This window comes from Streptomyces sp. NL15-2K (assembly GCF_030551255.1).
In the GTDB taxonomy this organism is placed as follows: domain Bacteria; phylum Actinomycetota; class Actinomycetes; order Streptomycetales; family Streptomycetaceae; genus Streptomyces.
In genome coordinates, this window is the sequence record NZ_CP130630.1 from 8,097,469 (window position 1) to 8,121,243 (window position 23,775).

Genomic DNA, 23,775 nt, shown 5'->3' on the forward strand with positions numbered 1-23,775 from the left:
TGTCCTGCTTCGCCGGTGTCCGATTGCGGACAGATGCCCCGGAATTCGTGTCGTGGCACGGCGGCACGTTCCTAGGCTCCGGTCTGGAAAGCCGTCGGCCGAGGGCCACGACCTGGAGGGGAAGCGGATGTCCGCGCTGACTGCGAGGGTGCGAGGCCGGTCGATCATCACTCGGCTCGCCCTGCGGGATAGTCTCTTGGAACGCCGCATGCTCAGGCGCCTGGAGCAGGTGGAGACCCGGCTGCTCGAGTGCGCGCGCGAGGCGGACGACCCGCGTCTGGCCGAGATCGTCGGCCACCTGATCGGTGCGGGCGGCAAGCGGCTGCGGCCGCTGCTCACTCTGCTCGGTGCCGAGTTCGGCGATTTACGGACCGCCGGCGTCGTCGAGGCGGCCGTGGTGTCCGAACTCATCCACACGGCTTCGCTCCACCACGACGACGTCATGGACGAGGGCCTCGTCCGCCACGGGGTCACCAGCGTCAACGCCCGCTGGGGCAACATCGTCGCCGTCAGGTCGGGCAACTGGCTGCTCGCCAAGGCCGCCCAGCTGTCGGCCGGACTGACGTCCGCGGCGATCCCGCTCCAGGCCGAGGCCTCGGAACGCCTCGTGCGGGGCCAGATACGGGAACTGGTCGGCCCGGACCTCCCCGAGGAGCGCCTCTCCCACTACTACGGCGTGATCTCCGACAAGTCGGCCTCGTTGATCTCCCTCTCCCTGCGGCTCGGCGCGGTCCAGGCGGGCGCGCCCGCTCGCGTGGGGGAGGCACTCGCGGAGTACGGCGAACACCTGGGTGTGGCCTTCCAGATATCCGACGACCTGCTCGACATCACCTCGCCCTCCGCGGAGCTCGGCAAGGAGCAGGGCAAGGACCTCGCGGTCGGAGTGGCGGGCCTGCCCGTCCTGCTGGTGCTCGACGACGTGCGGTCCGAGGACGGCGAACTGCGCGCCCTGCTGTCCGATCCCGGAGGGCTGCGCGGGGAGCGGCACCTGAGGGCGCTCGCTCTGCTCCAGCGGTCCGATGCGATGGGCCGGGCCCGGACGCTCATGGACGGGCGGCTGGCCAGAGCGCGGGCGACGCTGGCCGCGCTGCCGTCGGGCCCGCCGCGGCGGGTCCTCGACGCGCTCTGCGACTTCGTGGCGACCCGTACCGCATAGCCGTCGGGGACGGCCGGGACGTCGCGGGTCAGTCGCGCGCGATCTCGCGGGCGCGTTCCACCGCCTGCCTGAGCGAGTCGATGGCGGTCTTCCGGTAAGAGGCCAGCTGGGGAACATAGCCGGACTTCGTCATCTCGGCATGCAGGAACTGCAGATCGTCGGCGAGTCCCACCATGCGGAACGCGGCCCGCAGATAGGGCTCCTGGAAATCGTCCCCGTGGCGCGGCGAGCCAGGTCCGTAACTCCCGCCGCGCGCCGTGGCGACCACGGTCCGCAGCCCGGACAACGGACCCTTGCCGGTCCGCGAGTCCACGATCAGCGGCGGGATGGCGACCCGGTCGAACCACGCCTTGAAAGTGGAGGGGACGGAGAAGTTGTACATCGGCAGCCCGATCAACAGGACATCACAGGCCAGGAGCTCGTCGATCATCTCCCAGCTGTGCCGCCAGCTCCTGCGCTCCGTGGCGTTCCGTGCCACCCCACGCGCCTCGTCCAGGTCGACCGTGCCCGCCGTCTCGAGCCGGGTGACCAGCTCGATGTGGGCCGCGTCGACGTGGCGGGCGGGAGTGGCCGTCAGGTCACGGTGGACGACCCTGCCGTCCGGGTGGGCCGAGCGCCAGGCTGTGGCGAACTCCGCGGAGATCTGCCGGGAGACGGACTCGGGCCGGGCGCTACAGTCGAGATGGAGCAGAGTGGGCATACCGGGCGACCTCTCTTCGGTCTCTTCGATCTCTTCGATCTCTCCAGGCTCTGTGAACTCTTCGAGCTTTTCGATCCTTCGAACTCTTCCGTGGGGCGGCGGTGCGCGGGACATCATTCAATCGGTCAATTCGCCTCGTGGCCTCATCGCTTGCGTAAAAGTCGGCGACGGTCGGCGTTAGGGGAACAGACGGTACGAATGGTGCTCGACATACGGAAACTGGTGCTGCTGCGGGAGGTGCAGGCGCGCGGATCGATAGCCGCGGCGGCCGAAGCCCTCAACTACACGCGCTCGGCGGTGTCGCAACAGCTGTCCGCCCTGGAGGCGGAGACGGGCGCGCAGTTGCTGGACCGGCGCAGCAAGCGAGCCGCCCTCACGGCGGCCGGGCGGCTCCTCGTCGAGCACACCGAGCACATCCTCGCCGGCCTGGAGACGGCGGAGTCCGACCTGCTGGCCGCGACCGGCCGGGTCTGCGGAGAGCTGCGGGTGGGCGTGCCGTTCCACGAGGGCCCCGCGCTGCTGGTGCCCGCGCTGACCCGGGTCCGCGAGGCACATCCCGAGCTCAGGATCACGCTGCAGAGCATCACCGCGGGCAGCAGCCGGGAGGCGGTCCGGCTCGGACAGGTGGACCTGGCCATCGCGGTGGGCTACGACGGCGTCCCCGAGCCGCTGACGCCGGGACTGTACGAGGAGCCGGTGGCCGACGATCGGGTCCGCCTGGTCACCGCCCCGGAGCAGGGGCCCGGCGGTGACCGGAGCCACGACCCGCTGCCGGCCACGCTCGCCGACTACGCCGACCGCTCCTGGGTTCTCGATCCGCACTCCGGTCTCGGCAGACTTGCCCTGCACGTCTGCGCCGGGGCGGGTTTCGTCCCCGACGTGGTGGCCCGCACCTCCGATCTGCAGGCCACCCTCGGCCTGGTCGCCCTCGGCTGGGGGGTCTCCCTGGTGCCGGATCTGGTGCCCGACAGGCCCGGCTTTCCGGTCCGCAGGATCGCCCTCGACGGCCCCGAGCTGATCCGGCACGTGTCCCTCGTCGTGCGCCGGGGCGCCCTGTCGAGCCCCGGCGTGGCGGTGACCCTCTCGGAGGTCCGCCGGCAGCCGAGGACTCGCTCAGGGCGCGGTGTCACGACGCCGGCCATCGAGGGGGGCCCGGTCAGCTCTCGATGAGCCGGTGGAAGACGACGGTGTCGAAGATGTCCTCCATGACGGTGGCCTTGCCGTCGCGCAGCGTCCACGAGTGGACGAACTTCAACCGCTCGGTGCGGCCGCGCACGGACGTCACGTGGCGTACGCCGAACACCACGACACGATCGCCCGACGCCACGAACTCCTGCGGTTCGAGCCGCATCCCGTTGAGCACGGTGGGCACACGGGACAGGAAGTTCCTGACACCGGCGTGGCCGTTCTTGGTCCCGCCCAGGTCGTAGGCGGACATGCCGTCGGGGTGGACCCAGCGCACGTCCGGTGCCAGGACGCCGAGGAGGGCCTCCACGTCACGGCGGTGGAAGGCTTGGTAGGCGGCTCGGATCAGCTCAAGGTTGGGCGAGTCGCGCGAAGGGGGAGAGGTGTCGGCGGAACGCGCCGGCTCCTGGGCCTCGGTGGGGCGCGCCTGCGAGAGGTTGTCGGACACGGGCATCGTCGGTCTCCTCAGCGGTGGGCCGGCCGGCGGACGTACTGGGGGAAGTGGGCCTCGAGGGTGCGGCGGACGCCGTCCTGCCAGGAGACCGTGCAGGGGCCGGTCAGCGCGCGGCGTCGCGTCGGGTCGAACCGGTAGGTCTCCCGGGTGACCTCGCTCGGCACCAACCTGGCCTCGACACCTGTCAGTTCGGACATGAACTCGACGCAGTCGGTGATGCCGACCGGTTCGTCGCCGCCCCAGTTGACCAGTGTCGCCGGGGTCGCCGCGGCCCGCCACAGATGAGGGACCTGGGCCACGAGGTCGTCGGTGTGCAGCGGTGAGCACCAGTTCTGGCCGTTCACCGGCACGGCGATCGCCTCGCCCGCGAGCATCCGCTTGAAGTACAGCATCGGTACGCCGCCGTAGCCGCCGGGTCCGTACGCGATGTTGAGCCGCGCGATCGTCGCGGGCAGACCGAGTACCTGGCTGAAGGCGCGCACCGCGCCCTCGGTCGCGATCTTTCCGACGGGGTAGGCGGGCAGCCAGTCGGCGACCCCGTCGACCGGGTCGTCCTCGGTGTACGCGTGGTCGAGGGTCTGCCGCGCGTACAGGGCGCCGGTGGACACGTACAGAAACGCCTCGGCGGTGCGGCAGTGCGTCATGAGACGGCCGGTCGCCACCGCGTTGACCTCGGCCGTGGCGTTGAAGTCCCCGTCGTCGCCGCGGCGCACCGCCGAGTGGATGATGTGGGTGAAGTCCTCGGGCAGGCCTTTGAGCGTGTCCGGCGAGAGGTCCTCCATGTCCCAGTGCCAGGTGGTGACGGACTTCTCGTTGAGCGCGCGCTCGACGCCCGGGGTGCCGAACCTGCCCAGGCACCAGACGTCGTTGTGCTCGGCGAGGGCTTCCGCGACCGGCCGGGCGACCTGTCCGGTGCCGCCGGTGACCAGGATTTTCTTCCCCTTCAGCATGATCTCTCCGTCTCGGTGGTGTTGTGGTCGGCGTCGGCCAGGGCGCGGTCGAGCTCCCGGCGCAGGATCGCCTGGAAGGACGCCACGTGCCGCGGGCTCATCAGCGTGTAGTGCTCGCCGGGAACCTCGATGTAGCGGTTGGGTCCGGTGGTGTGCTCGTCCCAGCGGCGCAGCTCGTTGTCGAGCCAGTCCTGCTTGGTGCCGCGCAGGGGGATCGCGTAGAAGACGCTCATCGACGGGACCGTGCCGCTCGGCCGGTAGGAGCGGCCCAGGTCCGTGAGCGTGTTGGCGAGCTCCGCCCAGTTTCCGAACTTCTCGCCGTCCAGGTCGAGTTCGGCGAGCCGGTCGGCCGGGGCGAGGTCCATGAGGCGTACGATCTGCTCCTCCACGGGCAGACCGCGGAGCCGGCCGGGCAGTTCCAGGGCCTGCCTCTTGTCGATCAGGGCCAGGAAGAACGCCAGGTTGACCGCGGTCTCGGCGAAGTCCAGTTCGTCCATGCGGTACTTGATGTGCGGCGGCAGGTTGAAACTGCCGACGAAGTCGACGCGCTCGCCCTGGGCGCGCAGGACCTTGGCCATCTCGAAGGCGACCGCGCCGCCGTAGGAGTAGCCGGCGATCGCGTACGGGCCGTGCGGCTGCCGTGCGCGGACGGCGGCCACATAGCAGTCGACCATCTGCTCGAAGGTGGCGAAGGGCTTCTCGCCCTTGTCGAAGCCGCGGGCGCGCAGGGCGTAGAAGGGCCGGTCGCCCACGAAGTACTTGGCCAGGTTGACGAAGACCAGGACCTCGCCGACCCCGGGATGGACGCAGAACAGTGGGGTCTTGGTGCCGCTGGTCTGCATCGGCACGACCGGGTCGTACGACGGGATGCCGGATGTCGTCCGCTCGGTGAGCCGCGCGGCGAGCGACCGGACGGTGGGAGCCCGCAGCACGGTGATGATCTCCAGGTCGGTGACGCCGAGGCGTTGGGCGACCTTGTTGCGCAGGCGGAGGATGTCGAGCGAGGTGCCGCCGAGGTCGAAGAAGTTGGCGCCGGCGCTGACCGTGCCGGGCTCGGCGTCGAGGATCTCCGCGTAGATCTCGCACAGGACCTGTTCGGTGACGCCCTCGGGCGGGGTGTAGCCGCCCAGCATGCGCAGGGTGACGTCGGCGACGGCCCGCTGCGGGCTGTCGTACGCGCCGGACTCCAGGCGCCGGCGCATCACGGAGCGCTGGATCTTGCCGAGGCTGGTCTTGGGGAAGGCGTCCTTCGGCAACGGCAGGATGACGGAGGGCCTGAAGCCCCAGTGCATCACGACGCTGCTGCGTACGGCGGTGAGCACCTGGTGGAGCGCCGCGTCGTCGCCCTCGGCGACCTCCGGGTGAAAGGCGATCACCAGCTGCTCGGTGTCGGCGCCCGGCGCGCGGGTCGGGAACGCCGCCACGTAGGAGCCGGCCACGCCGGGCAGCTGTTCGAGGGAGGTCTCGATCTCGTGGCTGAAGTAGTTGACGCCATTGACGATGACGCTGTCCTTGCTGCGGCCGACCAGTGAGAGCCGCCCGGCCTCGATCCGGCCCAGGTCGCCGCTGCGGAACCAGCCGTCGGCGGTGAACGCGTCCGCCGTGGCAGCGGGGTTGTTGTGGTAGCCGCGGGTGACCATGGGGCCGGTCAGCTGCAGCTCGCCCACCTCGCCCTCGGGCAGCTCGCGGTCGTCGGCGTCGGCGATCCGGATGCGCAGGCCGCGCACCGGGGTACCGAGGGAGGCGAACTCGCGGCCCCGGTCCGCCTCGGGGAAGGCCTTGCGGGAGTAGACGCTGCCGGCGCAGGTCTCGGTCATGCCGAAGGCCGGCCACAGGGCGTCGGGGGCGAGTCCGTGGGGCGCGAAGTGGTCGAGGAAGGCTTCGCCGGTGGCGCGGACCACGGCCTCGCCGCCGCTGACGATGTGCCGCAGCCGGGTCAGGTCGAGCCGTTCTCCGCTGCCGTGAAGCTCCTCCGCCGCGGAATTGAGCTGCCCCAGAAGGAAGTTGGGGGTGAAGGTCATGGTCACGCCGTGCCGGGAGGCGAGCCGCAGGAACTCGAGCGGCTCACCGAGGACGACCGAGGGCTCCACGTGCAGCTGGCGGCTGCCGGTGGACAGCGGGAGCAGATGGCATTCCAGGAGAGCGGCCACATGGTCGAAGGAGACCCAGTTCAGGCTCGTGTCCGCGGCGGTGAGCCGGTGATGGCCGTTCTTCGCGGCCATGGACGCCAGCAGATTGGCGTGAGTGAGCATGACGGCCTTGGAGTTGCCGGTCGAGCCCGAGGTCAGCACGAGCAGCGCGGTGTCTTCGGGCGCGGCGGTGTGCGGCTGAGCCGGATCCGCGGTGTACAGCCGGTCCAGCAGGTCGACCGCGAGCCCGTCCACCGGGGGCAGTTCGGCACCCAGGGACTCGCTGGTGATGACCAGCGGCCGGTCGAGCAGTGCGTCGACGTGGGTCAGCTGGGCGGCCCAGCGCTCGGGGTCGCCGCGCAGCGGCGCCATGGGGCACGGTACGAAGCCGCCGAGCACCGCGGCCCAGAACGCGGTGAGGAACTCCCTGGGCCGCTCCAGGATCAGGACGACCTTGTCCTGCGGGCGCAGACCTCGGGCGCGCAGCCCGCCGAGCACCCGCAGGGCGTCGTCGAGGAGTTCCGGGTGGCTCTGTTCCTGGAATGCGGCCGCCGCGCCCCCGAGGCAGTAGCCGATGCCGGAGTCGGAGTGGTGCCGTGCGGCGTGCACTAGAAGATCCGTGATGCTCTGCTGAGGTGGGGTGTTCACGTTTGTCTCCATTGCCTGATGGCGCGTCGGGCCCGGCGGCCCTGTGCGTCTACGAGGTGAGAACTGGACGTGCCGCGATGGGGGAGGCCGCGTTTCGGCGACAACAATTCATACGGAATCCCGCGGAAGTAGAGAAAAATTCGTTCGGTCGTCCCGTGCGGGTTCAGCGCCTATGCAATGCGGCCACCGGCAAGCGAAATATTTCGATCAGCGATGGCTGATTCGAAGGGGTTGTGCCATTCGGTGCTCGCCCAGCCGACCTGGGGGAATTGCGCTATTGGTCCGGTATTTACCGGTGCCGGACCGGGTTCCATGGAGGTCTGGCGACGCCGGAGGTGTGGATGCGCCCAGTGGGGTGTGTGCCCGAAGCGTGGTCACGTCGTGAACTTAGGCGGGAACCTGCCCGAAGTGCGGGACGGATGGCCGCTAGCGGACAGCGGTACCACGCTGAGTGCATGTTACTTCGCAGTAATGCACGAAAAAAGGAATCAGAACCGCCGCTTCCGGGGGTTGAGTGCAGCTTGCTGACAACACCTTCAAAGCGGTGTCGGAGGATGATGCCCCGTAGACTGAATCTGGTTGCTCGAACTACTGTCGGGAAACAAGTCGGCTCCACGCGGCCGAGAAGGTAATTCACTAATAAACAGTTGTAGTTGCCAGATTTTTGTGGGGCGAACAGGTGGTGCCCGTGACCGGCGCAGACCATGCGGAAGCGGGAATCCGGTGAGCCGTAGGGGGAGCCTTATGTCGGACGCATTGGTTGATAAAGGGGGAAAGACGGAGGAGCCGGCGACAGCCGATCACTCCGCCGGTCTTGAACAGGCGCTGCTGCAGGCCAGCGCCTTGATCGATTCCACTGTCCTGCTGCACCGACAACGCCTCGTGTTACCGACCCCGGTGGCGCGCACGGGCGGTGTACCGATCGGCGACGCCCTTGAGTCGCTCATCGGCCGGACCCGGCACACGGTGTGCGTCGCGCTGACCGAGACCGGTGAATTCGCCGACGCCGTCGTGCGTTCGCTGGCCGCCATCCCGGAGCGGGCGGCCGTACGCATCCTCTGTACCCCGGATGCGACGGACTCCTCGCTCTCCCGACTGGTCGACAGCCGGCTGGAGGCCCGGGTTTCGGAGAGCGGACTGCGCGAGACCCTGGTGGTCGACGGCGTGGCGGCACTGGTGCGCGGGGGAGAGGAAACCGGCGGCCAGGCCGCCATCGTGAACGACGCCGCCGCGGTACGCGCCCTCGAACTGCTCTTCGCCGGCGCCTGGTCCCGCGGCCGCAAGCTCACCGACCACCTGCAGTTGAGCCCTCGGCTCCGCACCGAGCTCGCCCGGAATATCCTGGAGCGGCTGCGTGCGGGCAACACCGACGAGACGGCGGCGCGGGAACTCAAGGTGTCCCTGCGGACCTACCGGCGTTACGTCGCGGAGATCATGCGGGAACTCGACGCGAACTCACGCTTCCAGGCCGGAGTCCGGGCCGTGGAGTTCGGACTGCTGTCGGAGTAGCGCGCGGTGCCGAGCAGGAGAGCCGTACGAGCGGAGCCGTCCCGGACGCGGGCGTTTGCCCGGCGGGGCCCGCACGCCAGAAGCCAAGGTGGGGGAAGACGACGTGTCCAACGGGGGAGACGACGAGCTGGAGCACGCCCTGCTCCAGGTACGGGCGCTGATCGAGTCGACGGTCGCCCTGCACAGGGACCGCAATCACCAAGAAAGCCTGATCACCGGCCTCGAAAACGACTACGACGCCGTACTCGACGCGGCGCAGCGGCTCATTCTGAGCGCCTCCCACAGCATCGACATCGTGCACGCACGCCGACTCGGTTCCGACGAACGGTCCGAACGCACCGAACGAGAGCTGATATACGGCGCGCACGAGGGCGTGGGCGTACGGCTGTTGTCCAGCCCGGCCATGCTCGACGAGGACTACGTGCGCGAACAACTCGGCAGGGACCGCCCGGTGGCCATCCGGATCGCCAGGGTCCCACCACTGCAGGCGATGATCGTGGACGGCAGTACCGCGCTGGTGGTGGCGGATTCGGCGGTCGGCCGCCGGGCCTCGGTGATCCGGGTGCCGGAGGTGCTCAACACACTGCAGACCCTCTTCGAGAACGTGTGGGTCCGTGCGGTGCCCGCCGGCGAGCGCACGGTGTTCGGGGACCGCTACCGGGCCTCGCTCGCCCGGCAGATTCTCGGTGCCCTCCAGGCCGGTGTCACGGACGAGGTGGCGGCCCGCGACCTGACCATCTCCGTCCGCACCTACCGGCGCCATGTCGCGGAGATCATGAGCCTGCTCGGTGCCAACTCCCGCTTCCAGGCAGGCGCACGCGCCGCGGAGCTGGGATTGCTGCCACCTGCGGCCGGGCCGGGCACCGAGCGCGGCGGCCCGGTGGCATTTTCCTGAAAGGTCTGTTGCCGCCCGATCCCGAGGCCCAGTTGTATGAGGCGTCAGGAACGGGAGCCGTCCGAACGGCGGACCCTTCCCCGACGGCTGGTACCCCCCCGTTGAGCCGTCGGCGCACGAGGCCGGTCACCCGAGTGGGGTGACCGGCCCTGCGTGCCCCTCGATGAGCGTCGTGCGGAAGGCGGGTTCATGAATCAGGTACCGGTCGGCCTGGTGTTTCCCGGGCAGGGAACACAGAAGCAGGGAATGGGTGAGCCCTGGCGTGACACCCCGTCCTGGGAGCTCACCGCGGAGATCTCCACCGCCACGGGCGAAGACCTCCCCGAACTGCTCCTGCACACTCCCGGCGAGCATCTTCGGCGCACCGATCTCGCACAACTGGCCGTGTTCACCGTCGGGTTGATCGCGCACGCCGAAGCGGTGCGCGGCGGCGCACTCGGCGGGCCGGTCGTCGCCTGCGCGGGACACAGCCTCGGCGAGTACACGGCTCTCGTCGCGGCCGGCGCCCTCACCGTCGGTCGGGCCGCGGCCCTGGTCGCCACCCGGGGACGCGCCATGCGCGAGGCGGCGCTGGCCCGCGAAGGCACGATGGGCGCGGTCGTGGCGGCGCCTTACGCCGAGGTGGCGACGCTGGTGAGCGAGATCCGTACCGAGGGCGGCGAGGTGTGGATCGCCAACGTCAACGCCCCCGGCCAGACCGTGATCTCCGGCTCCCCCGAGGCGATCGGGGAAGTCGGGGCACGCGCCCCCTCGATCGGCGGCAAGACGATCAGCCTCCGGGTCGGTGGAGCCTTCCACAGCCCGTACATGGCCCCCGCCGCCGAAACGCTCGGCGGTGCGTTCAGGGACACGTCCTTCGCCCCCACGCATCTGCCCGTGGTGGCCAACGTCGACGCGGTGCCGTACGCGGACCACGCCGACTGGCCGGCGCTCTGCGTCCGGCAGCTCACCTCCCCGGTGCTGTGGGAACGGAGCGTACGGACCCTCACCGGTCCGCTCGGCTGCCGCCGGCTCGTCGAACTCGGCCCCGGGCGAACCCTGGCCGGTCTGGTCCGCCGCATCGACCCGGAGGTGGAGGTCGTCTCCGTGGACGGCCCCGGAGCCGTCCTGGCCCGACCGGTGAGCGAACGATGAGCGTCGCGACCCGGCAGCCGAAAAGGCTCAGCGGGATCGGCGTGCTCGACAAGGCCTCGACCCTCCTGGACCTGGTGGAGAAGGGCCCGGCGTCCCTGGCGGAGCTGGTCGCCGGCAGCGGATTCGCGCGTCCCACCGTGCACCGGATCGCCCTCGGCATGGAGAGCCTCGGGCTGCTCGCCCGGGACTTCAGGGGCCGGTTCGTCCTCGGCCCGCGGCTCGGCAACATGGCCGCCGAGGTGCAGCGTGACCAACTGGTCAAGGCGGCGTCGCCGGTCCTCGCGGACCTGCAGGCACTGACCGGTCTCGACGCCCGGCTCTTCCGCCGCCGTGGTGCCATGCAGATCTGCGTCGGCATCTCCCCGGACGTCACGGACGGGAGTGAGGACCTGCCGGTCGGCACGGCACGGTCGGTCAAGGCGGGCCCGGTCGCCCAGATCCTGCTCGCCTGGGAGGAGCCCGTGGCGCTGTACGAGGGACTGCGCAGCGCCCGCTTCACCGCCGCGCAGCTCTCGCTCGTACGGCGTCGCGGCTGGGCGCACGGCCCCGACGCGATGGTGCCCGGGGCCGTCTCGATCGCGGTGCCGGTACGCGCCATGGGGAAACGGGTGGTGGCCGCCCTCGCTCTGACCGGAGCGCCGCCCCGCATGCCCGCGACCCCGAACCGGCTGCTGCTCGGCTCGGTGGTCGACGCGGCCGGCGAACTCGGTGACGTGCTGGTGGAATCCGGGACGGCCCTGCGGCCGCGAGCCCGGTAGTTCCTGCCACCGATGGCAGCAAGGCGTCACCCGCGTCGCGGGGGTGAGGAACCCGCGACAGCATGAACTCCGGGCCCCCTGCCGGGCCTTCGGCACCGACCGATCCAAACGTCCACGCGTCCGCACAAAGGGGTATAGGTGTGTCCACTGCTTTGCGTGCCGAGCCGGTGAGCCGTCCCATCGTCGGGATGGGGGCCGTGGCGGCCACCGGATCCGGTGTCGACGAACTCTTCGAGAGCCTGTGCGCGGGACACCGGGGCGAGGCGGAGCTGCGGGGCTTCGACCGGTCCCGGTTCCGTGCCCCCTACGCCTACGAGGTGGACGACCGGCCGGTACCGGGAGCGGATGTCCCCGGTCGGGCCACCCGGCTGCTGCTGGACGCCGTCGGCCAGGCCGCGGCGGACGCCGGCCTCGGAGAGGATCTGAGCGGCATTCCGGTCCTGGTCGGCACCGGCGTGCGGGAGTTGCGCACCTTGGAACTGTGGTGGCGGGACGGATCCCCGTTCGCCGACTCCGGCCTCGACTTCGGCACCGCGCTGCGCGAGCGCTTCAACGTCGAGGTCACCCACACCTTCTCCAACGCCTGCTCGGCTTCGCTGTACGCGCTGGCGCTCGCCTCCGACCTGCTGGGGCAGGAGGGCGACGACGCCTTGGACACGGTGATCGTCGCCGGTGTCGACGTCCTGACCGAGTCCATGTACGGGCTGTTCGAACGGGCCCGCCCCTCCAGCAGGGACGGCACGTGCGTCCCCATGGGGGACGGCGCCGCCGCGATCGTGCTGCGCCGGGCCGACGGCCGGTCGGACCGGGTCCACGGACACCTGCGGGGTGTGGCCGTCAACTGCGACGCCCACCGGCTCACCGCGCCCTCACCGGACGGCATCGCCGCGGTCATGCGCTCCGCGCACCAGCTCGCCGGAGTGAAGGCGTCCGACATCGACCTCGTGATGCTGCACGGCAGCGGGACCCTCGGCGACGAGGAGCCGGAGGCCGTCGCGCTCGCCGCCGTGCTCGGCGAGGCGGCGTCGGCCCCGCTGATGACCGCGGTGAAGCCGATGACGGGGCAGACCTCCGGTGCCTCCGGGCTCATCGACCTGATCGTCGGGATACGCGCGCTGACACAGGGACGGGTACCGCCGACCGCCGCCCACGAGGACGAGGCCGGGCAGGAGTCGCCGTTCCGGTACGTCACCGGCAGGGCGGCCGACGGGCAACGGCTGAACGTGGCGCAGCTCAACGCTTTCGGACTCGGCGGCATCAACGCCGTCGCCATCGTGGAAGGAACCGAGCGCTCATGAACGCTCCCGCCGCACCGTCGCCCGTCTCGGTCCGCCGGCGCACCGAGGGCCCCGGTCCCCGAGTCCTGCTGCTGCACGGCCTGATCGTGGACGAGAGCGTCTGGGAGCGGACCCTCGCCCTGCTGCCGGCCCGCTACGAGATCTGGACCGCCCAACTGCCCTGGCGGGCGGAGACAGTCTCCGGCTGGACCGAGCTGCCGAACCTCAGAGGCTGGCTGGCCAGGGCGCTGGAGGCGGTGCCGGGCCGGGCGGAGATCGTGGTCGCCCACTCCGTGGCCTCACTCGTGCTGCTCGACCTGCTCGACCAGAAGAACAAGGGCGGGGTCGACGCGCTGCGCCGGTTCGGCATCCGCGCCCTGGTGCTGGCCTCGCCGTTCTACCGGCGCCGGGCCGCCGAATTCGACTGGGACACCCTCGGCTTCTACCTCGACGGCTTCCAGCGGTTCTCCGGGGAGGCGGTTCGGACCCACACGGCCGGCCGGCTCAGCGGCGCGGCCGAACGGGCCCTCGCCCGCAGGGCCCGGGACCAGGTGGGCCCGTACGGGTGGCTCGGGTTCGCCGAGCTCTATCTGCGCACTCCCGCGCTGCGGACCGACCGGATCAACGTGCCGACCCTGGTGGTCAGCGGAGCCGACGACCGTATCGGGCGCCCCGCCGAGAGCCTGGCGCTCGCCGCCGCGCTGCCGGACGCCGTCGCCCGGGTGCTACCCGGCTGCGGACACTTCCCCCTGGTCGAGGCCGCGGACCGGTTCGCCGCCGAGATCGGCGACTTCGTCGACCTGGCGATGGGTGTGCCTCTCGTCGAAGGCAAGGCCGTGGGGACGTGACGGAGGAACGGGAGCCGTTCCGCGGCGGCACCCCGTGGCTGCTCCTCGTCGAGAGCCGGGGACTCGAAGGCGACCCGGACGGCTTCCGGCAGGATGCCGTGACCCAGGCGATCATGGGGAAGTCGGTGGTGTTCTTCCTGGTGGAGGAGGGCGTGGTGCTGGCCGTCCCGGAGAGCGACGCCCATCTCGACCGATTCCAGAAGGAGGGCGGGACGCTGGCCGCCGACCGTTTCTCGCTGGCGCAGCGGGGCCTGGACAAGACCCCGCTGCGCGCGGGCACGCGAATCACCGGCATGGACGAGGTGGCGGGCTGGATCCTCGACCCCGCCGTGCGCGTGGTCTGGCACTGACCCGGTCGGCCGCCTCCGGCCAGGGCCCGTCCCGGGTCACTCGCAGCCGTGCTGCCAGTTCCAGCCGATGAAGGTGTTCTTGAGCTCGACGTCGAAGGCGCAGTCGGCGGTCCCGTCGCCGGCGAGCTGCACGGACGAGTGGTGGGTGTTGGCGTACCGGTCGCCGGAGGTGTCGAAGATGCCCTGGTACGTGAAGTCCGCATGCGCCTCGTGGTTGACGACGGCACAGTCGGTGGCGCAGTCCTGCTTGTCGGTGGCGGACTTCAGCGACCAGCCGGCGTTCCACGGCTCACGGTTCCACTCCTGGGTCGCGGTGGTGGCGGCCGTGCTGACCCGGCCGTCGGCGGTGCTCCAGTCCGCGGTCGAGTACAGGCCGGTCATCCGGATGCCGCAGCAGTCGTACATCTCGTTCCAGCTGCGGAGCTGCCGGCCGGCCGACGGGGCCGCCGCGATACCCCGCGCCGGGGACTCGGCCGCGGCGGAGGCCGGCACCTGGTGCACGGGGCCCGTTTTCAGCTCACAGTCCTCGCCGATGGTGATCGTCTGCCGTACGGACATTCCGGCCGGGGGCACCGGGAGCGATCCGGAGAGCCGCACCGCGCCGCACGACCGCGCGGGGTCCTGCCCGGCCGTCGGCGTGGGCGCGGCGGTCGCCGTACCGCCGAGGACGCAGACAAGACCGACGGCGGCGAACGTGACAGAGGCGAATCGCGGGTACCGCATCGTCAATTCCTTTTCATTGGTCTTCACTTATCCAAGTTCTTGGATCCGTGTTCTTCGATCCGTGACAGTAATGGCTTTTATTTGCAGGTGAGTCGACCCGGAAAAGGTTGGCACTTTCATGTCACCTCGGTTGAAGGGAATCGGGTGGGCTGCCAGCCTTCGTGGATCGCCACTTTTCGGGCGAGTGACGTCAAGTCATCGGCGCGGCAGAGGAGTTATCCGTGGGCGAGGCGCTCGACGCGGTCGGGGAACGGCTGCGGGACCACGGGGACGACCGCCTCGTGATGACGGACGAGAGACGGCTGCGTTCCCTTCTCGTCCGGCTCGGCGCGGAGTTCGGCGCATCCGGTCGGGACGGGGTCGCCCAGGCGGCCGTCATGGTCGAACTGCTGCACCGGGCCTCGGCCGCCGACGCGCACCGGGGTGATGTGCTCCGCCCCGACCGGCTGCTGGCCCGTTCCGCTCAGCTCGCCGCAGGACTCGGCACCAGCGTCCTTCAGCTGCACGCGCAGACCGCGGGACGGCTGGCGGCGGGCCAGATGCGCGAACTCGCCGGGCCGGCCCCCGGGGAGGACCCCGTCGCCCGCTACTTCGAGGTGGCCGCGGGCAGGACCGCCGCCCTGTTCGCCCTTTCCCTGGGGAGCGGGGCGCTGCAGGCCGCGACCCCCGACCGGTGTGTGCGGGCTCTGACCGACTACGGCGAACACCTCGGTGTCGCCCTCAGGATCGCCGAGGACCTGCTCGCCACCACCGCACCGGCCGCGCGGACCGGCCATGCGCCCGGCAAGGACCCGTTCGACGGGGCCCCCGGTCTGCCGGTGCTCCTCGCCCGGGCCGACACCAGCGCGCGCGGCGCGGAACTACGCGGTCTGCTCACGGGCGACATGCCGGACGAAGCGGCCCGGCGGCGGGCCCTGGAACTGCTGCGCACCGCCCCCGCCACCCGGCGTGCCGAGGCGGCCCTGTCCGGGCGGCTGGCCGCCGCCGTCGCGGCGCTCGGCGTACTGCCCCCGCTGCCCGCGCGCACCACGCTGCACGCGCTGTGCGACCTCGTCGCCGTAGGAAACCGACCGGACCACATGAGGAGTTGGCCATGACGATGCAGGACCGGGTGGGCGAGCTCGCGCTGATCCGCGACGAGGTCCTCAAGGGTGTCGCCCAGGCCACCGAGGCCCAGCACGCCAAGGGAAAACTGACCGCACGCGAACGGCTCGCGCTCCTCTTCGACGAAGGGTCCTTCACCGAGATCGAGCAGCTGCGCAGACACCGGGCCACCGGGTTCGGCCTGGAGGCGAAGAGACCGCACACCGACGGTGTGGTGATCGGCTGGGGCACGGTCGAGGGCCGTACGGTCTTCGCTTTCGCCCATGACTTCCGGATCTTCGGCGGCGCGCTCGGCGAGGCCCACGCCACCAAGATCCACAAGGTCATGGACCTCGCGATCGCCGCCGGCGCCCCCCTGGTCTCCCTCAACGACGGTGCCGGCGCCCGCATCCAGGAAGGCGTCTCGGCCCTCGCGGGCTACGGCGGAATCTTCCAGCGCAATACCAAGGCCTCGGGCGTCATTCCGCAGATCAGCGTGATGCTCGGCCCGTGCGCGGGCGGCGCGGCCTACAGCCCGGCCCTGACCGACTTCGTGTTCATGGTCCGGGACACCTCGCAGATGTTCATCACCGGACCCGACGTGGTGCGGGCGGTCACCGGAGAGGAGATCTCCCAGAACGGCCTGGGCGGGGCCGACGTCCACGCCGAGACCTCCGGCGTGGCGCACTTCGCCTACGACGACGAGGAGACCTGCCTCGCCGAGGTCCGCTACCTGCTCTCCCTGCTGCCGGCCAACAACCGCGAGACACCGCCGGCCGTACGCTCCGAGGATCCGCCCGACCGGCGGTGCGAGCGGCTGCTGGAACTGGTGCCGCTCGACGGCGGACGCCCGTACGACATGCACGAGGTGATCGCCGAACTCGTCGACGACGGCGAGTACATGGAGGTCCACGAGAGCTGGGCCACCAGCGTCATCACGGCTCTCGCCCGGCTCGACGGCCAGGTGGTCGGTGTCGTCGCCAACCAGCCGCAGTCCTTCGCCGGGGTGCTCGACATCCACTCCTCGGAGAAGGCCGCCCGCTTCGTCCAGATGTGCGACGCCTTCAACATCCCCCTGGTCACCCTGGTCGACGTGCCCGGCTTCCTGCCCGGTGTCGACCAGGAGCACGGCGGCATCATCCGGCACGGCGCGAAGCTCCTGTACGCGTACTGCAACGCCACCGTCCCCCGGGTGCAGGTGATCCTGCGCAAGGCGTACGGCGGGGCGTACATCGTGATGGACTCCCGCTCCATCGGCACGGACGTCTCGCTGGCCTGGCCGACCAACGAGATCGCCGTGATGGGCGCCGAAGGCGCGGCCAACGTGGTCTTCCGGCGGCAGATCCAGGCGGCCGACGACCCCGAGGCGGTGCGGGGGCAGCTGGTCAAGGAGTACAAGTCCGAGCTGATGCACCCGTACTACGCGGCCGAGCGCGGCCTCGTCGACGATGTGATCGACCCCGCCGACACCCGCCCCGCGCTGATCCGCGCCCTGTCCATGCTCCGCGGCAAACACGCCGCGCTGCCCTCCCGCAAGCACGGCAACCCCCCGGTGTAGAGGAGACCGCCATGCCGACTTCAGCCCTGGACGGGCCACTCGGCCCCACCCTGTTCAAGGTCATCAGCGGCACCCCCACCGCTGAGGAACTCGCCGCCGTCACCACCCTGCTCACCGCCCTGGCGAGCACCGCGGCGGTCACCACCGAGGCGGCGAGCGACTCGGCCGGCCCGGCGTCGCGGACGGCCGACTGGAGCCGTCCCGAACGCTTCCCGCCGGCCTCCTGGATGGCGGCCGGCCGCTCGGCTGGCAGCTAACTGCCAGCTTCGTTGCAGGCCCTCGACCGCCCTGTTAACCAGTACAAAAGCGGCGTGATCGGGTCATGCGCAGACCGGCCGCGATATCAGGAGGCAGCTCGTGCTTCAGGTGGTGTTCCGGATCCTGGGGCCCTTGGACATCAGTGCCGGCGGGCAGCCGATCGTTCTCACCGGCGCCCGCCGGCGCACCATCATGTCGATGCTGCTGCTCGCCCCCGACCGGGTCGTCTCGGTCGACAAACTCGCCGACGCCGTCTGGCACGGCACCCCGCCCCCGACCGCCCGCAACCAGATCGCGATCTGCGTCTCGGCGCTGCGCAAGACCCTCAAGGCCTCGGCCGGGGTCAACGACATGCTCGTCACCAGCCACCCCGGTTACATGCTGTTCACCGGCGAACACCGCATCGACGCCGTCGAGTTCGAGGAGGCGACCGCGCTGGGCCGGGAGGCCGCCCGCAGCGGCCGGTCCGAGGAGGCCTGCGCCCACTTCGACGAAGCCCTCGCGATGTGGCGCGGCCCCGCCCTGGAGGGCATCCCGGCCGAGCGGGTCGAGGCCGAGGCGGCCCGGCTGAGCGAGATGCGGCTCGACGTGTACGAGGAGTACATCGGGCTGCGCCTGGAACTGGGGCAGCACCGCGAGGTGATCGGCGAACTGGCCTCCTTCGTGCGCGAACACCCGCTCAGGGAACAGGCCACGGCCCACCTCATGGTCGCCCAGTACCGTTCCGGGCGGCGGGCCGAGGCGCTGGAGACCTACCGCGAGGGCCGCCGGGTCCTCACCGACGAACTCGGCATCGACCCCGGGCCCTCCCTCCAGGAACTGCACGAGGAGATCCTCGCCGACTCCCCCCGGCTGAGCCTTCCCACCGAGACGGTGATGCCGGCTCCCGCGGCGGCCGTCCCCGCCCATCTCCCCTCCAGCGTCGCCTCGTTCACCGGACGCAACCCCGAACTCGCCACCCTGGACCGGCTGCTGGACCACCTGGACGGTCCGGCCCTGCCGGTCGGATCGATCACCGGCATCGGCGGCGCGGGCAAGACCGCGCTAGCCGTCCGCTGGGCGCACCAGGTCGCCGGCCGGTTCCCCGACGGCCAGCTCTTCGCCGACATGCGCGGCTATGACGAGGAGGCACCGCGCCGCCCCAGTGCCGTACTCGACCGGTTCCTGCGCGCCCTCGGGGTGCCCGGGCCCGAGATCCCCGCGGATCCCAACGAGCGGACCGCGCTCTTCCGCAGTGTCCTGGACGGCCGGCGCGTCCTGATCGTCCTCGACAACGCCCGCTCGTTCCGGCAGATACACCCCCTGCTGCCCGGCTCCGGCCGCTGCTGCGTCCTGGTCACCAGCCGGGACCCCATGGGCGGCGCGCTCGCCGGCGACTACGCCTTCGTGCCGCTGCACCTCGACGCGCTGGGACAGGACGAGTCGATCGCATTGCTCTCCAAGGTCGCCGCGGACGGCAGGCTGAGCGCCGACCCCGTGGGTGCCGCCCGGCTCAGCGCCCTGTGCGACCGGCTGCCGCTGGCGCTGCGCATCGCGGCCGCCCGGCTCGCCGCCAAGCCCCACTGGTCGGTCCGGACCCTGGTCTCACGCCTGGAGGACCAGCACCGCCGGCTTGACGAACTCAGCCCGGACGAGCGAGGCGTCCGGGCCGGCCTCCGGCTGAGCTACCGCGACCTGCCGACCGCCACCGCCCGGATGTTCCGGCTGCTCGGCTCCCTGAACGTTCCTGACTTCGCCTCCTGGGCCGGGGCCGCGCTCCTCGACACCGATCCGTTCGACGCGGAGGACCTCATCGAGGAGCTCGTCGACGCCCAGATGCTGGTGCCGCTCTCGTCCGCCACCGGCCCGGTGCGCTACCGCTTCCAGGACCTCCCCCGGCTGTTCGCCCGTGAACTGGCACTGGCCGAGGACGCGGAGGAGGAGCGGCGCGCCGCCCTGCGACGGGTCTCCGGGGCCTGGCTCGGACTCGCCGCCGAAGCCCATCGCAAGGTGTACGGCGGCGACTACACCGTCATCCACGGGCCCGCCCCGCTGTGGCCGCTGCCCGCCCATCTGGCGGAGAGCCTGCTCGAAGACCCGATGGAGTGGTTCGAGAGCGAGCGCGCCTCGATCACCGGCCTGGTGGACCAGAGCGCGCGGGAGGGCGAGGCCGCCTACGCCTGGGATCTGGCGATCACCAGCGTCACCCTGTTCCAGAACCGCAACTACCTGGAGGACTGGCGTTTCTGCGGCGACCGGGCGCTGGCCGCCGCCCGGGCGGTCGGCGACCGGCTCGGCGAGGCCGTGATGCTGCACTCCCTCGGCACGCTGGAGATCGTGCGCTGGGAGTACGAGGAAGCCGCCGGCCATCTCGGCCTGGCGCTGCGTCTGTTCGAAGAGGCGGAGGAGGCGCAGGGGGAGAGCGGGGAGAAGGGGCGGGCCCTGGTGCTGCGCAACCTGGCGCTGTGCGAGCGCCATCGCGGCGATCTGGAGGCGGCACGGGAACTGGGACACCGCTCGCTGGAGACCTTCCGCACGGTCGGGGACCACTACGCGGAGGCCCATGTGCTCGGCCTGCTGGCCCAGATCGAGCTGGAACGGGGGCAACCGCAGGCGAGCCTGGTGCTGTCCTCCGAGGCGGTCGCCAGAAGCCGGGGACTGGGAACCGTGCGGGGAGAGGCACAGAGCACGGTCCGGCTCGCCGAGGCGCTGATCCACCAGGGGGAGGGCGAACGGGCGGAGGAGGCCTGTCGGCGGGCGCTGGAACTCGTCCGCAGCAGTGGGGACCGGCGCGGTGAGGCGCATGCCCTGCGGGCCCTGGGCGAGGCGCTGTGGCGTCAGAACGAGCACGCGGAGGCCGAGGCGGTTCTCGACCTGGCGCTGTCGGTCGCCGGCAAGGTGCCGGACCGTTTCCTGGAGGCACGGGCCGGAGTGGTCCTCGGCTGTGTGCGTGCCCTGCTCGGAGACCGGGCCGCGGCCGCGGCCTGCTTCAAGACGGCGGGTGACCTCTTCACCGAGGTCGGGGCCCCGTCCTGGCGGGAACGGACGAACCGGCTGCTGACGGCGCTCGACGAGGACGCGCGGGTCGAACCGGAGGAACTCTTCGAGCTGGTGCGGCCCTGAGGGACGCGGGAAACACCGGTGGAGAAGGCGTCAGGTCCAGGGGTCGTCGCCCTTGGTGGTGGTGGGGGTGGCGGTCCAGGGGTCGTCGCCCTTGGTCGTGGTGGGGGTGGCGGTCCAGGGGTCGTCGCCCTTCGTCGTGGCGGGGGTGGCGGTCCAGAGGTCGTCGCCCTTCGGCGTGGCGGGGGTGGCGGTCCACGGGTCGTCGCCCTTGGTCATGGTGGGCGCGGAGGTCCAGGGGTCGTCGCCGATCGCCGAGACGACCGTGCCGTCCGTCGCCGGGCCCGTGAGCGGAGCGGCACTGGCACCTGCCGCCGCGAGGAGCAGGATCGAGCAGGTGGTGACGACTGCCTTGGCCGAGGCGATGACGATGCGCTTCATGACACTCTCCTGAGGGTTGGTCCGCGGGCGGTCCGCCGAGGGCCGTTGCCGGTGCCCTGCGGCATGCCAAAAAGCTACGAGGACGGCTTTTTCCGGCGGTTTCGTCTCGCTTTCGCGGGCGCGAAATCGCCCCGACACCGCTGAAAAAGAGCAGGTCAGTAGCTTTTCGCGGCAGATGGCCCAGCGTCGGAGCGGGCCCGCGCAGCGAGGAGGACGCCATGGACTTCCACATCCTCGGCTCCGTGTCGGCCGAGTCCGGCGGGCGCGCGGTCGCCCTCGACGGCGGCAAGCAGCGCACCGTCCTCGCCGCCCTGCTGCTGGCCCGCGGCAAGGTGATGACGGACGAACGGCTCACCACGCTGGTGTGGGGCTGGAACCCCCCGGCGACCAGCACCAACCAGCTCTACACGTACGTCTCCAGACTGCGCACCCGCATGGGCTCCGGAATCGCCTTGGAGCGCAGCGGTCCCGGATACCGGCTGGACATCGGCGACGCCACGGTGGACTGGGACTCCTTCAGGGGGCTGGCCGAGGCGGGCGGCGCCGACCTGCGGGCCGGGCGGTACGCCGACGCCGAGCGCCGGCTGGCGGCGGCCCTCGCCCTGTGGAAGGGGCCGGCCCTCACCGGCGTCACCGAGCAGCTCGCCGAAGCCGAGGGCCCCCGGATGGAGGAGGCCCGGCTCTCCGTCGTGGAACACCACACGGAGGCCGCGCTCGCCCTCGGCCGCCACGGCGAGACCGTCCCCGGCCTGACCCGCCAAGTGGCCCTGCACCCGGTGCGGGAGCGGCTGCGGGGCCAGCTGATGACCGCGCTGTACCGCTGCGGCCGGCAGGCCGAAGCGCTGGCGCTGTACGAGGAGGGGCGCCGGACCCTCGCCGAGGATTTGGGCATCGACCCGGGACCGGAACTGCGCGCACTGCACGAGGAGATACTCAGGGGCACGCTCGCCGCGCCGGCCGCACCGGAGCGCGTGCGGAGCGCCCCGGCCGGTCCGGTGTCTGCGGCGGGGCACGAAAGCGGCCCCGGCGCGAGCGGCGCCGGGCAGGCAGGTGGCCCCGGCGTGAGCGGCGCCGGGCAGGCAGGTGGCCCGGGTACGAGCGGAGCCGAGACCCCGGGGACGGTCCGCGCCGAGCCCGCCGAGCCCGCCGAGCCCGCCGAGCCCGCCGAGCCCGCCGGGCCGGCGCCGCTCGGCCCCCCGGCCGTACACGGCGGCGGACGGGCCCTCGTGCCGGCGCTTCTCCCCGCCGCCCCACGCGACTTCACCGGTCGCGACGCGGAGGTGGAATCGCTGCTCGGCGCCTTGCGCGCGGGCCGGGACGTCGTCGTCACCGGCGCGCCGGGAACCGGCAAGTCGGCACTGGCCCTGCACGCCGCCGAGCGCTGCCGCGAAGCCTTCCCGCACGGCCAGCTCTACGCCGACCTGCGCACCGAGAGCGGCGCACGCGACCCCGGGGAAGTCCTCGGCTGGTTCCTGCGCGCTCTGGGCGCCGACCCCGACCGGCTGCCCGCGACCGTCGACGAACGCGTCCAGCTCTACCGCACGTTGCTGACCGGACGGCACATGCTGGTCGTCCTCGACAACGCCACCGACGACGCCCAGGTGCGCCCGCTGCTGCCGGGCTGCGGGGAGAGCCGCACTCTCGTCACGGGCGTCCGTGCCCCGCTCGCCTCGCTCGAAGGGACCCGCCTGCTGCGGCTCGGTCCGCTGGACCCGGGCGACGCCGTGCGGCTGTTCGCCGCGGTCGCGGGGACCTCCCGTATCGGGCAGGACGCCGAAGCCGTCGTCCGCATCGCCGAGTTCTGCGACCGGCTGCCGCTCGCGCTGCGGATCGCCGCGGCCCGGCTCGCCGCCCGCCCGCAGTGGACCGCAGGCCGGCTCGCCGCCCGCCTGGAGCGCCAGGAGCGACGGCTGGGCGAACTGCGGCTCGGCAGTCTCGATGTCAGAGCGGGCCTCAGCCGCGTCCTGGACGAGCTGTCGCCCCGCGTGGTCGGCGCCTTCGTCACCCTGGCCGCGGCCGGCCCGCCGCAGCTCACCGTCCCCGACGCGGCCGCCGTCCTCGGCACCGGAACCGACGACGCCGAAGACCTCCTGGAGCAGCTGGCCGACGCCCGCCTGGTGGACGGCTGGAACGCCGACGGCGACCCCTGGCCGCGCTATCGTTTCGCGCCCCTCGTCCGGCTCTTCGCCCGCGAGCGGAGCGCGGCGCCCCTCGTCGCCGTCTGATCTAGGGCCTGTCCGGCGGATCATGCCGCAGACGCGGGGTCTGGCACGCCCATCTGCGGCGTTGTCGTCGGTTGCCGACGCTCCGCGTCGCCGCCCTCCTCCGCCTTGCATATGGCCGCACCAGACCCCGCTCACCTGCGTTGATTGGGCGCCGCCGATTTCCTGCGACCTGATCCGCCGGACAGGCCCTAGGGCCTGTGTCGAAAGTGGCGCCTGCCGGGCGACGCCCGGCACGCTCCCCCACTGCCTTAAGGGCGTGGGAGGTGCCCCCACTCGCCGCACCGGGCGAAAGCCCAAGTACATCCGGTCCATCGACGGGGCCTTCCGCCCGGCGCGCCGAGAGCACGCACCAACGCAGTCATCAGCCTCCCCCACTCTCGGCTTCGCTCGAGCGGGGGGACCCCCATCGCGGCGGGCGCCCGGCCCGCCCTCCGGGCGGACGACGCCACTTTCGA

Annotated in this window: 20 protein-coding genes; 14 read left to right on the top strand and 6 right to left on the bottom strand. The window is 71.5% G+C overall.

The window, feature by feature from the left end; genetic code table 11:
• The first annotated feature begins 127 nt into the window (after positions 1-127).
• Positions 128-1,156, top strand: a complete 1,029-nt coding sequence (locus tag Q4V64_RS36645; protein ID WP_124444090.1) for a polyprenyl synthetase family protein — start codon at positions 128-130, stop codon at positions 1,154-1,156.
• A 28-nt stretch (positions 1,157-1,184) separates the two neighbouring features.
• On the opposite strand, the gene Q4V64_RS36650 is transcribed toward Q4V64_RS36645, so the two are convergent.
• On the bottom strand, positions 1,185-1,856 hold the full coding sequence (locus Q4V64_RS36650; RefSeq protein WP_124444089.1) for an NAD(P)H-dependent oxidoreductase: 672 nt from the start codon (positions 1,854-1,856) through the stop codon (positions 1,185-1,187).
• A gap of 198 nt (positions 1,857-2,054) precedes the next feature.
• Here Q4V64_RS36650 and Q4V64_RS36655 point away from each other — a divergent pair, with 198 nt between their 5' ends.
• Complete coding sequence (locus tag Q4V64_RS36655; RefSeq protein ID WP_253267326.1) at positions 2,055-3,026, top strand: LysR family transcriptional regulator; 972 nt, start codon at positions 2,055-2,057, stop codon at positions 3,024-3,026.
• Here the strand turns inward: Q4V64_RS36655 and Q4V64_RS36660 are convergent.
• Genes Q4V64_RS36660 through Q4V64_RS36670 form a run of 3 tightly spaced genes read right to left on the bottom strand, consistent with a single transcriptional unit; the run spans position 3,013 to position 7,222 of the window.
• On the bottom strand, positions 3,013-3,495 hold the full coding sequence (locus tag Q4V64_RS36660; protein WP_124444088.1) for a nuclear transport factor 2 family protein: 483 nt from the start codon (positions 3,493-3,495) through the stop codon (positions 3,013-3,015). The genes Q4V64_RS36655 and Q4V64_RS36660 overlap by 14 nt on opposite strands.
• A gap of 11 nt (positions 3,496-3,506) precedes the next feature.
• Entirely contained in the window at positions 3,507-4,445 is a 939-nt protein-coding gene (locus tag Q4V64_RS36665; protein ID WP_124444087.1) for an NAD(P)-dependent oxidoreductase, read from the bottom strand.
• On the bottom strand, positions 4,439-7,222 hold the full coding sequence (locus Q4V64_RS36670) for a non-ribosomal peptide synthetase (protein ID WP_253267325.1): 2,784 nt from the start codon (positions 7,220-7,222) through the stop codon (positions 4,439-4,441). The genes Q4V64_RS36665 and Q4V64_RS36670 overlap by 7 nt, the downstream gene beginning before the upstream one ends.
• 843 nt (positions 7,223-8,065) lie before the next feature.
• Between Q4V64_RS36670 and Q4V64_RS36675 the strand changes: the two genes are divergently transcribed.
• From Q4V64_RS36675 to Q4V64_RS36705, 7 genes are all read left to right on the top strand, one after another.
• On the top strand, positions 8,066-8,731 hold the full coding sequence (locus Q4V64_RS36675) for a DNA-binding response regulator (protein WP_253267324.1): 666 nt from the start codon (positions 8,066-8,068) through the stop codon (positions 8,729-8,731).
• A 103-nt stretch (positions 8,732-8,834) separates the two neighbouring features.
• On the top strand, positions 8,835-9,626 hold the full coding sequence (locus Q4V64_RS36680) for a LuxR family transcriptional regulator (RefSeq protein WP_124444084.1): 792 nt from the start codon (positions 8,835-8,837) through the stop codon (positions 9,624-9,626).
• 189 nt (positions 9,627-9,815) lie between these two features.
• On the top strand, positions 9,816-10,760 hold the full coding sequence (locus tag Q4V64_RS36685; protein ID WP_124444083.1) for an ACP S-malonyltransferase: 945 nt from the start codon (positions 9,816-9,818) through the stop codon (positions 10,758-10,760).
• A complete protein-coding gene (locus Q4V64_RS36690) occupies positions 10,757-11,518 on the top strand; it encodes a helix-turn-helix domain-containing protein (protein ID WP_124444082.1) in 762 nt (253 codons plus the stop codon). Before Q4V64_RS36685 ends, Q4V64_RS36690 begins: the two co-directional genes overlap by 4 nt.
• 167 nt (positions 11,519-11,685) lie before the next feature.
• On the top strand, positions 11,686-12,816 hold the full coding sequence (locus tag Q4V64_RS36695) for a beta-ketoacyl synthase N-terminal-like domain-containing protein (protein WP_253267329.1): 1,131 nt from the start codon (positions 11,686-11,688) through the stop codon (positions 12,814-12,816).
• Positions 12,813-13,643: an alpha/beta hydrolase gene (locus Q4V64_RS36700; RefSeq protein ID WP_124444081.1), complete on the top strand. Its 831-nt coding sequence runs from the start codon at positions 12,813-12,815 to the stop codon at positions 13,641-13,643. The genes Q4V64_RS36695 and Q4V64_RS36700 overlap by 4 nt, the downstream gene beginning before the upstream one ends.
• Positions 13,640-13,993, top strand: coding sequence for a hypothetical protein (locus Q4V64_RS36705; protein WP_124444080.1), 354 nt, complete (start codon positions 13,640-13,642; stop codon positions 13,991-13,993). The genes Q4V64_RS36700 and Q4V64_RS36705 overlap by 4 nt, the downstream gene beginning before the upstream one ends.
• Positions 13,994-14,029: 36 nt before the next feature.
• Here Q4V64_RS36705 and Q4V64_RS36710 read toward each other — a convergent pair whose 3' ends face one another.
• Positions 14,030-14,716, bottom strand: coding sequence for a hypothetical protein (locus Q4V64_RS36710; protein WP_124444079.1), 687 nt, complete (start codon positions 14,714-14,716; stop codon positions 14,030-14,032).
• A gap of 221 nt (positions 14,717-14,937) precedes the next feature.
• Between Q4V64_RS36710 and Q4V64_RS36715 the strand changes: the two genes are divergently transcribed.
• From Q4V64_RS36715 to Q4V64_RS36730, 4 genes are all read left to right on the top strand, one after another.
• Positions 14,938-15,813, top strand: coding sequence for a polyprenyl synthetase family protein (locus Q4V64_RS36715; RefSeq protein WP_124444078.1), 876 nt, complete (start codon positions 14,938-14,940; stop codon positions 15,811-15,813).
• The gene (locus Q4V64_RS36720; RefSeq protein ID WP_124444077.1) at positions 15,810-17,357 is read left to right on the top strand and encodes an acyl-CoA carboxylase subunit beta; all 1,548 of its coding nucleotides are present in this window, start codon (positions 15,810-15,812) and stop codon (positions 17,355-17,357) included. Before Q4V64_RS36715 ends, Q4V64_RS36720 begins: the two co-directional genes overlap by 4 nt.
• A gap of 11 nt (positions 17,358-17,368) precedes the next feature.
• On the top strand, positions 17,369-17,614 hold the full coding sequence (locus Q4V64_RS36725) for an acyl-CoA carboxylase subunit epsilon (RefSeq protein WP_124444076.1): 246 nt from the start codon (positions 17,369-17,371) through the stop codon (positions 17,612-17,614).
• Between the two features lie 100 nt (positions 17,615-17,714).
• Entirely contained in the window at positions 17,715-20,717 is a 3,003-nt protein-coding gene (locus Q4V64_RS36730) for a BTAD domain-containing putative transcriptional regulator (RefSeq protein WP_124444075.1), read from the top strand.
• 30 nt (positions 20,718-20,747) lie between these two features.
• Here the strand turns inward: Q4V64_RS36730 and Q4V64_RS36735 are convergent, their stop codons facing one another.
• Positions 20,748-21,095 carry a hypothetical protein gene (locus Q4V64_RS36735; protein ID WP_172629500.1) on the bottom strand — a complete coding sequence of 116 codons (348 nt, stop codon included), beginning with the start codon at positions 21,093-21,095 and terminating at the stop codon, positions 20,748-20,750.
• Positions 21,096-21,313: 218 nt separating this feature from the next.
• Between Q4V64_RS36735 and Q4V64_RS36740 the strand changes: the two genes are divergently transcribed.
• On the top strand, positions 21,314-23,320 hold the full coding sequence (locus tag Q4V64_RS36740) for a BTAD domain-containing putative transcriptional regulator (RefSeq protein ID WP_253267323.1): 2,007 nt from the start codon (positions 21,314-21,316) through the stop codon (positions 23,318-23,320).
• Positions 23,321-23,775: the final 455 nt, after the last annotated feature.